Annotated in this window: 1 protein-coding gene; it reads left to right on the top strand. The window is 63.2% G+C overall.

The features are described from left to right. The coding region (locus NDJ82_RS27290; protein WP_250926657.1) for a non-ribosomal peptide synthetase at positions 1 to 5,493 on the top strand (5,493 nt) is incomplete at both ends.

Genomic DNA, 5,493 nt, shown 5'->3' with positions numbered 1-5,493 from the left:
CCGGCTTGTTCAACCTTTACGGCCCTACCGAAGCCGCCATCGACGTGACCCACTGGACCTGCCGCGAAGAAGGCAAGGCCAGCGTGCCGATTGGCCAGCCGATCGCCAACCTCACCACCTACATCCTCGATGCCGAGCTGCAACCGGTGCCGGCCGGTGTCATCGGCGAGCTGTACCTGGGCGGCGAAGGCCTGGCCCGGGGTTACCACCGCCGCCCTGCCCTTACCGCCGAGCGTTTCATGACCAGCCCGTTCGGTGACGGCCAACGCCTGTATCGCACCGGCGACCTGGCCAGCTACCGTCCCGACGGCGTCATCGAATACCGGGGCCGTATCGACCATCAGGTAAAAATCCGTGGCCTGCGCATTGAGCTGGGCGAGATCGAAACCCGCCTGATGGAACTGGACTGCGTACGCGAAGCCGTGGTGATTGCGGCCGACGGCCAGTTAGTCGCCTACGCCGTGCCCAGCGAAGCCGGTGACGCAGATGAACTGCGCAGCCACATCAAGCAACGCCTGGGCGAACACCTGCCTGACTACATGGTGCCCGCCCAGTTGATCTTCCTCGATCAACTGCCCCTGAGCCCCAACGGCAAACTGGACCGCAAGGCCCTGCCGAAACCCGATGCAAACCTGCTGCAAAAAACCTACGTGGCGCCGCACAGCCCGCTGGAACAGCAGATCGCCGCGATCTGGCAAGACGTGCTCAAGCGTGAAACCGTCGGCCTTTACGATGACTTCTTTGAGCTGGGCGGTCATTCACTGCTGGCCACCCAGGTCGTCTCCCGAGTGCGGCATGCCCTGAACACCGATGTGCCCCTGCGCAACCTGTTCGAGTGCAGCACCTTGCAGGCGTTCGTGGCCACCCTGGAGCAAGAACCGGCCCGCCATGAGCCGCCCTTGGTACGGGTCGCACGCGATCAGCCGCTGCGCCTGTCGTATGCCCAGGAACGCCAGTGGTTCCTCTGGCAACTGGACCCTCAAAGCACCGCGTACCACATCCCGGCGGCCCTGCGCCTGCAAGGCCATCTGGACACCCAGGCACTGCAGCGCAGCTTTGACCACCTGATCGAGCGCCATGAAAGCCTGCGCACTTCGTTCGCCCAGGACGGCGAGCGTGCCGTGCAACGGATCGCCGCCCACGCCCCGCTGGCAATCACCGTCGAGTCACGGCCGGGCGCAGACGAGCAAGTGATCCAGGCGTGTGTTGAACACGAAATCCAGCAGCTGTTCGACTTGCAGCACGGCCCGCTGCTCAGGGTAAAACTGCTGAAACTGGCGGATGACGATCACGTCCTGATCCTCACCCAGCACCATATTGTCTCCGATGGCTGGTCGATCAACGTGATGATCCAGGAGCTGATTGCCCTGTACGCAGGTTTCAGCCAGCAGCAACCCGCCAGCCTGCCCGACCTGCCTGTGCAGTACGCCGACTATGGCGTGTGGCAGCGTCAGTGGATGGAAGCTGGAGAGCGCGAGCGCCAACTGGCCTACTGGACCGAACAGTTGGGTGGCGAGCAGACGGTATTGGAACTGCCCGCCGACCACACCCGGCCGTCCGAGCAGAGCTACCGCGGCGCCCAACTGGAACTTGCGCTGGGCCACCCGTTGAATCAGTCGCTCAAGCAATTGGCCCAGCAGCAAGGCGTGACGTTGTTCATGCTGTTGCTGGCCTCGTTCCAAACCCTGTTGCATCGCTACAGCGGGCAAACCGACATCCGTGTCGGTGTGCCGATTGCCAACCGCAACCGCGTGGAAACCGAAGGGCTGATCGGGTTTTTCGTCAACACCCAGGTATTGCGTACAGAACTCGACGGCCAGGCGCGGTTTGTCGACGTGCTGCAACAGGTCAAACACCATGCCTTACAGGCCCAGGCTCACCAGGACCTGCCCTTCGAGCAACTGGTGGAAGCCCTGCAACCGGAGCGCAGCCTCAGCCATAGCCCGCTGTTCCAGGTGATGTACAACCATGCCAGCGTGCAGCCCCAACACAGCGTCAGCTTGCCCGGCCTGAGCCTTGAAGTCTTGGAAGGCACGTTGCCCAGCACCCAGTTCGACCTCTCGCTGGATACCACCGAGTCCGCCGACGATCTGCTGGCCACCCTCACCTATGCCATCGACCTGTTTGAAGCCCCAACCGTCCAGCGTATGGCCGGGCATTGGCAAAACCTGTTGCAGGCCATCGTCCGTAACCCGCAGCAACGCCTGGGTGAACTGGACATGCTTGGGCGTGAAGAACGGCACCTGATGCTCCATGACTGGAGCAGTGCCACCCTCGAATACCCAAGTGAACAACGGGTCCATCAGTTGTTTGAAGCCCAGGTGGCGAAGCAACCATCAGCCCCGGCCTTGCTCTTCGAAGACCGCCAGCTGAGTTACGCCGAACTCAACGCCCAGGCCAATCGCCTGGCCCGCCATTTGGTGAGCCTGGGCGTCGGGCCCGACGTGCTGGTGGGGATTGCCGTGGAGCGCGGCCTGGACATGATCATCGGCTTGCTGGCGGTGCTCAAGGCCGGCGGCGCCTACGTGCCCCTGGATCCGGAATACCCGCAGGATCGGTTGCTGTGCATGATCGAAGACAGCGGCACGCAACTGATGCTGACCCAGGGCCACTTGCGCGAACGCCTGAAGATTCCTGCCGATGTGGCGCATCTGTGCCTGGACCAGAACCAAGCCTGGGACGATCTGGACGATAGCAACCTGGCCAATCGCGCCCATGCCGATAACCTTGCGTATGTGATGTTCACCTCCGGTTCCACGGGCCGGCCAAAAGGCGTGGGCATCAACCAATCCTCGCTGACTCGCCATGCCTATGTGTCGCTGGGGTTTTTCAATCTCAATGGCGGCGACCGCATCCTGCAGTTTTCCACCTTCAACTTCGACGGTTTCGTCGAGCAGTTGTACCCGGCACTGATCTGCGGCGCGTCGGTGGTGCTGCGCGGCACTGAAATCTGGGACACCGAGACGTTCTACCGCGCACTGCTCAAGCACCAGATCAGTGTGGTCGACCTGACCACGGCCTACTGGAACCTGCTGGCCAAGGATTTTGCCGCGGCGGGTCCACGGGATTACGGGCGACTCAAGCAAGTGCACGCCGGTGGTGAAGCCATGCCGCCGGAAGGCCTCGCCGCGTGGAGCCAGGCCGGCCTTGGCCACGTCAAATTGCTCAACACCTATGGCCCTACTGAAGCCACGGTCACGGTCACTGCCCTCGATTGCACCGACTACGTAACCGGCGCCCGCCCGACGCCACTGACCATGCCCATCGGCAAGGTTCTGGCCGGGCGCAGCATTTACCTGCTGGACGACAGCGGTGCCCCGGCGCCGATTGGCGTGGTGGGCGAACTGATGATCGGCGGCGAGTTGCTGGCACGCGGTTATTTCAATCGCCCGGACCTGACGGCCGAGCGCTTCATGCCGGACCCGTTCAGCCAAGGCGGCGGCCGCTTGTACCGCACCGGCGACCTGGCGCGCTACACCCCCGAGGGGGTGATCGAATATGTCGGCCGGATCGACCATCAGGTGAAGATTCGCGGTTTCCGTATCGAGTTGGGCGAAATCGAGGCCCGACTGCTGGAGCAAGACGTGGTGCGAGACGCCATCGTCCTCGCCCAACCGGCAGCCAGCGGCTTGCAGTTGGTGGGTTATGTGGTGCCCCATGCCACGGCCGTGCCGCACGCAGAGCTGCGTCAGTCGATCAAGGCCGCGTTGGCCGCCGTGCTGCCGGACTACATGGTGCCGGGCTTCCTGATGTTCCTTGATGTGCTGCCCCTGAGCCCGAACGGCAAGCTGGACCGTAAAGCGCTGCCCAAGCCGGATGCCAGCCAACAGCAAAACCACTATGTGGCGCCGCGAACGGCCCTGGAAACCCAGGTCGCCGGAATCTGGCAAAGCGTGCTCAACCTTGAGCAGGTGGGCCTCACGGATGACTTCTTCGCACTCGGCGGCCATTCGTTGCTGGCGACGCAGATCATTTCCAGGGTGCGTCAGGCCCTGGGGCTGGATGTCGCCCTGCGCAGCCTGTTCGAACGCAGCGTGCTCGGGGATTTCGTCGCCGGCCTGGACGGTCGCGCACGGCAGCATGAGCTGCCACTGGTGTCCGTCGAACGCACTCAATCGCTGCCCCTGTCCTACGCGCAGGAGCGCCAGTGGTTCCTCTGGCAATTGGACCCGCATAGCGCCGCGTACCACTTGCCGGCCGCACTGCGCCTCAAAGGCGCGCTGGATGTCGCGGCGCTGGAGCAAGCGTTCAATCAACTGATCGCCCGTCACGAGGCACTGCGCACCACCTTCGTGGTGGAAAACGAACAACCGCGCCAAATCATCGCCGACCATGCGCCGCTGGCGCTGGTGGTCGAGACGCTGAACGGCACACCGGACGACGCCACGATCAAGACATTTGTGGAGCACGAAACCCGGCAACTGTTCGACCTGCAAAACGGCCCGCTGCTGCGGGTCAGGCTGCTGCGCCTGGCGGACGATGAACATGTACTGGTACTTACCCAGCACCACATCGTTTCCGATGGCTGGTCGGTGCAGTTGATGGTGGAGGAACTGATCAGCCTGTATGGCGCCGCCCAGGCTGGGCAGCCTCACTCGCTGGCGCCGTTGCCCATCCAGTACGCCGACTATGCCGCCTGGCAACGGCAATGGATGCAAGCCGGCGAGCGCGAACGTCAACTGGCCTACTGGACCGCCCAGTTGGCCGGCGAAAACAGCGTATTGGAGTTGCCGACAGATCGCCCGCGCCCGGCTGAACAAAGCTACCGGGGTGCCCACCTGTCACTTACCCTCACGCCTGGCCTGGGCGATGCAGTGCAAGCCTTTGCCCATCGCCTGGGTGTGACGCCGTTCATGCTGTTGCTGGCGTCTTTCCAGACGCTGTTGCACCGCTACAGCGGCCAGAACGATATTCGCGTCGGTGTGCCGATTGCCAACCGCAACCGGGTCGAAACCGAGGGGCTGATCGGCTTCTTCGTGAACACCCAAGTCATGAAAGCCGAGTTCAGCTCGCACCTGCGGGTCGAGGCTCTGCTGCAACAGGTCAAGCAACATGCACTGGATGCCCAGGCGCATCAGGACCTGCCGTTCGAGCAACTGGTGGAGGCCTTGCAACCAGAGCGCAGCCTCAGCCATAACCCGCTGTTCCAGGTGATGTTCAACCACCAGAGTGCCGACAAACCCAGCGCCACCGAACGCCCGTCACTGCCTTTGGCGTTGCAGGTCGAGGGATTGGACTGGGAGGGCAGCACCTCGCAATTTGACCTGACCCTCAGCACCAGCGAATCGGCCGAGGGCTTGAGCGCAACACTCACCTACGCCACCGACCTGTTCAACGCCACCACCATCGAGCGCCTTGGGCGGCATTGGCTGCACTTGCTGCAAAGCCTCATTGCCGACCCGCAACAGCGGCTGGCCGACCTGGCGATGCTGGACCACGCCGAGCAGCAGCAGATCGTCAGCGCATGGAACGCCACCACCACCCACTACCCGC

It is taken from the genome of Pseudomonas sp. SR18 (genome assembly GCF_023701505.1).
Classification (GTDB): Bacteria; Pseudomonadota; Gammaproteobacteria; order Pseudomonadales; family Pseudomonadaceae; genus Aquipseudomonas; species Aquipseudomonas cyclaminis.
The sequence above is the reverse complement of the archived record's forward strand: the minus strand, read 5'-3'. Positions and strand labels throughout refer to the sequence as shown.